The 4,575-nt window shown below is 73.3% G+C and carries 1 protein-coding gene; it reads right to left on the reverse strand.

Going from position 1 to position 4,575, the window contains the following annotated elements:
- Positions 1-4,575, reverse strand: a 4,575-nt coding sequence (locus ACFVXJ_RS31090; protein WP_389666799.1) for a beta-ketoacyl synthase N-terminal-like domain-containing protein, incomplete at both ends; no start/stop codon positions are given.

Consider the following 4,575-nt stretch of genomic DNA (forward strand, 5'->3'; position numbering starts at 1 on the left):
GCGACGCATCGAACCGCGCATCCGCCACCCACTCCTGGAGCAGCGACAACACCCGACCCGTCTCCGCGTGCACAGCACCCGGCACATCCACCGCGGGCGGTGCGACCAGCGGGACGCAGACGACATCCGGTACGTCCCGACCCGCGTCGGCGAGCGTCGCGAGCCCGGAGTGGGCCTCGTAGCGGACGCCCACGGCATCGAGTCCGGCGTGGCGGGTGTCACCCGTCCGGTCGTCCGTCAGCAGGGCCCAGGGGCGCTGCTCGGCGGTGGACACGGGGGTCAGGGGCAGAGCGGTCCAGTCGACGTGGAACAGCGACTCCTGCCGGCCGCCGCGGGCGGCGCCGATCTGGTCGGGCGAGACGGTGCGCAGCACCAGCGACTCGACCGAGGCGACCGGTGCACCGGCGGTGTCGGCGAGGTGCAGCGACACCGCGTCACGGCCGGCGGGGGCCAGCCGGACCCGTAGGGTCGACGCGCCCGCCGAGTGGAGGGACACGTTGCGCCAGGAGAACGGCAGCCGCCCCTGGCCGGTGTTCTCCACCAGGCGGCCGAGGCCGACGGCGTGCAGCGTGGCGTCCAAGAGGGCCGGGTGCAGCCCGAAGCCCTCGGCCGCGTCCGCGGCCTCCTCGTCCAGGCCGACCTCGGCGTACACCTCGTCGCCGAGCAGCCAGGCCGCGCGCAGGCCCTGGAAGACCGGTCCGTAGGCGAAGCCGGCCGCGGCCATGCCCTCGTACAGACCGTCGGTGTCGACCGCCTCGGCGCCCGGCGGCGGCCAGGCGGTGAGGTCGAAGGCGGGGGCTGCCGCCCGGGTGGCGAGCACACCGTCGGCGTGCCGCGTCCAGGGCTCGTCGGCGGGGGCGTCCTCGTCCCGGGAGTAAAGCGCCAGGGTCCGGCGGGCGGACTCGTCGGCGGCGGAGACGGAGAGCCGCAGTTGGACGCCTCCTCGCTCGGGCAGCACCAGCGGCGCCTCCAGCGTCAGCTCCTCCAGCAGGTCGCAGCCGACTTGGTCGCCCGCGCGGACGGCCAGTTCGACGAAGGCCGTGCCCGGGAGGAGGACCGAGCCGAGGACGGCGTGGTCCGCGAGCCAGGGCTGGGTGGCCAGGGACAGCCTGCCCGTGAAGAGGAACCCGTCCGAGTCGGGCAGTTCGACGGCCGCGCCCAGCAGGGGGTGGTCCGTCGTACCGAGGCCGAAGCCGGTCGCGTCCCCGGGGCCGGTCGGCGCCGTGGCCGAGTTCAGCCAGTACCAGTCGCGCTGGAAGGCGTAGGTCGGGAGCTCGACCGGCGTGGGGCGGGTCGGCGCGAAGTACGTCTCCCAGTCGACCGAGGTGCCGTGGGCGTGTGCCTGCCCGAGGGCGGTGGTGAGGGTCTCGGCCTCGGGGCGGCCCTTGCGGAGGGCGGGTGCGAAGGTGCACGCGTCCGCGTCGCCGGTCAGGCACTCCTGGGCCAGGGCGGACAGGACTCCGTCCGGGCCCAGTTCGAGGTACGTGGTGACCCCGGCGGCTTCGAGGGTGCGTACGCCGTCGAGGAAGCGGACGGCCTCGCGGACGTGCCGTACCCAGAAGTCGGCCGAACCCATCTCGTCGGTCACCAGCGCGCCGGTGAGGTTGGAGACGACGGGGATGCGCGGCATCTCGTACGACAGGCTCTCGGCGACCTTGCGGAAGTCGGCGAGCATGCCGTCCATGTGCGGCGAGTGGAACGCGTGACTGACGGTCAGGCGCTTGGTCTTACGACCCTGCGCCTCGAAGGACCCGGCGATGGCCACTGCGTCGGCCTCGTCACCGGCGACCACGACCGACTGCGGGCCGTTGACCGCCGCGATGCTGACTCGCTCGGTGAGCAGCGGAAGGACCTCGTCCTCCGCCGCCTGGACAGCGACCATCACGCCACCGGCAGGCAGAGCCTGCATCAGCCGGCCGCGAGCGGCGACCAGGGTGCACGCGTCCTCCAGGGAGAACACTCCGGCCACATGCGCGGCGGCGATCTCACCGATCGAGTGACCGGCCAGGAAGTCGGGCTTCAGACCCCAGGACTCCACCAGCCGGAACAGCGCCACCTCGACCGCGAACAGCGCGGGCTGCGTGTACTCCGTCCGATCCAGCAGGTCACCGTCCGAGCCGAACAACGCCTCCTTGAGCGGCAGTTCGAGCCGCGCGCAGACGGCGTCCAGCGCCTCCGCGAACACCGGATACGCGTCGTACAGCTCACGGCCCATGCCCGGCCGCTGACTGCCCTGCCCGGTGAAGAGGAACGCCAGCTTCCCGGCGGTCCTTGTTCCCCGGACCAGCCCGGCGGCCGTACCGCCCTCCGATTCCAGGGCGGCAAGGCCCCGCAGCAGCTCCTCCCGGTCACCGGCCACGACCACCGCACGGTGGTCGAACCCGACCCGCTTGGTGGCCAGCGAGTAGGCGACATCCGCCGGAACCGTCTGCGGCGCGTCCACCAGACGGGTGCGCAGCCGCGCGGCCTGACCGCGCAGCGCCTCCGCAGACTTCGCCGACAGCACGTACGGCAGCACGTACGACGACACGGCGGGACCGCCGGAAGCCGACCGGCCCTCCGCGTCGGGGGCCTGCTCGATGATCGTATGGGCGTTCGTTCCGCTGATACCGAAGGACGAGACACCCGCCCGGCGCGGGCGGCCCGTCTCGGGCCACGGCACCGAGTCGGTGAGCAGGGCGACCGCGCCGTGCTCCCAGTCCACGTGCGGGGTCGGCTCGTCGACGTGCAGGGTCTTCGGCAGTACGCCGTGCCGGATCGCCATGATCATCTTGATGATGCCCGCGACACCGGCGGCGGCCTGGGTGTGACCCATGTTCGACTTGATCGAGCCGAGCCAGAGCGGCTGGTCGGCATCGCGCTCGCGGCCGTAAGTGGCCAGCAGCGCCTGTGCCTCGATCGGGTCGCCCAGCGTCGTGCCGGTGCCGTGCGCCTCGACCACGTCGATCTGGTCACTGGTGAGCCCGGCGCTGGCCAGCGCCTGGCGGATCACCCGCTGCTGCGAGGGCCCGTTCGGCGCGGTCAGACCGTTGCTCGCGCCGTCCTGGTTGATGGCGGACCCACGGACCACCGCGAGGACGGGGTGGCCGTTCCGGCGGGCGTCCGACAGGCGCTCCACCAGCAGCATGCCGGCGCCCTCGGCCCAGCTCGTGCCGTCGGCGGCGGCGGCGAAGGACTTGATGCGGCCGTCGGCGGCCAGCCCGCGCTGGCGGCTGAACTCGGTGAAGGTGCCCGGCGTCGACATGACGGTCACACCACCGGCCAGCGCCATCGTGCACTCACCGTTGCGCAGCGCCTGGATCGCCCAGTGCAGGGCGACCAGCGACGACGAGCAGGCGGTGTCGACCGTGACGGCCGGGCCCTCCAGGCCGAAGGCGTACGAGACGCGGCCGGAGGCGATGCTGCCGGAGTTCCCGGTGCCGAGGTAACCCTCCACCCCGTCCGGCACGGCCGTGATCCGGGTCGCGTAGTCGTGGTACATGACACCCGCGAAGACGCCGGTACGGCTGCCGCGCAGGGTGGCCGGGTCGATGCCGGCCCGCTCGAACGCCTCCCACGAGGTTTCCAGCAGCAGCCGCTGCTGGGGATCCATCGCCACGGCCTCGCGCGGCGAGATACCGAAGAACGCCGGGTCGAAGCGGCCCGCGTCGTGCAGGAAGCCGCCCGAGCGCGTGTAGCTCGTGCCCTTGCCGTCCGGGTCCGGGTCGTACAGCGACTCCAGGTCCCAGCCGCGTCCATGCGGGAACTCCGAGATGGCGTCGCCGCCACCCACCACCAGGCGCCAGAGGTCCTCGGGGGTCTCGACGCCTCCGGGATAGCGGCAGCTCATGCCGACGATCGCGATCGGGTCGTCGGCGAACGCCGTGCCGGCGCGCGTCGGTGACGTGGCGGTCGCTTCGGCGGCGTGAGCGGCGTCGACGGCGTCGGTGAGGCCCAGCACCTCGGTCCGCAGGTACTCCGCGAGCGCGTACGGCGTCGGGTAGTCGAAGACGAGGGTGGCGGGAAGGCGTTCACCGGTGGCGGCGCCGAGCCGGTTGCGCAGTTCGACGGAGGTCAGCGAGTCGAAGCCCAGCTCCTTGAAGGCGCGGTCGGCCGGTACCTCGTCGGTCGAGGCGTGGCCCAGCACTGCGGCCACCTCGCCCCGTACCAGCTCCAGCAGCGCCGCGTCCCGCTCGTCTGCGGGCAGCCCGGTGAGCCGTGTGCGGAACACCGACCCGCCCGCCGTACCGCCGGTCCCGGCGGCCCGGCGCACCGGGACGCGGACCAGGCCGCGCAGCAGGTCCGGCAGCATGCCGCTGCGGGCTTGGGCCCGCAGGGCGGGCAGGTCGAGCGGGAGCGGAACGAGCAGCGCGTCGGCGGCGCGGCCGGCTGCGTCGAAGAGGGCGAGTCCGGTCTCGGGCGCGAGTGCGCCGATGCCACTGCGGTGGATGCGCTCTCGGTCGGCTTCCGTCAGGTCGCCGCCCATACCGCCCACGCCGGTCCACAGGCCCCAGGCCAGGGAAGTCGCGGGCAGACCCGCAGCCCGACGATGCTGCGCCAACCCGTCCAAGAACACGTTCGCAGCCGCATAATTCG

This window comes from Streptomyces sp. NPDC058279, from assembly GCF_042881255.1.
Classification (GTDB): domain Bacteria; phylum Actinomycetota; class Actinomycetes; order Streptomycetales; family Streptomycetaceae; genus Streptomyces.